The sequence below is a fragment of the Photorhabdus sp. RM96S genome (assembly GCF_042879335.1).
Lineage (GTDB): Bacteria > Pseudomonadota > Gammaproteobacteria > Enterobacterales > Enterobacteriaceae > Photorhabdus > Photorhabdus kayaii.
Genome location: NZ_JBHFKT010000281.1, coordinates 1 through 226 on the forward strand (window position 1 = coordinate 1; position 226 = coordinate 226).

General features: G+C 57.1%; 1 pseudogene. It reads right to left on the minus strand.

Features of this window, described 5'->3' with window-relative positions:
* Positions 1-226 (minus strand): annotated as a pseudogene (locus ACGF49_RS25355) (recombinase XerD); the annotation flags it as partial.

Sequence of the window (226 nt, forward strand, 5' to 3'; positions counted from 1 at the left end):
TATCAGGTTCTGTTTGGTCAGCCATTTGAACCACACCTGTAACGGCTGCAACTGGGTGCGCTGGGTGCGGATGCTCAGCGGCTCTCCGTTGGTCTTGCGGTACTGGTACAGATAACGCTGGTAACGCTCCAGTATCGGCCGCGTGATATCCGCGGCAGAGTACAGGCCCCGTTCCGTGGCCCACAGGATAAAGCGATAGGTGTGATGGGTCTGTACTTTCAGCGTG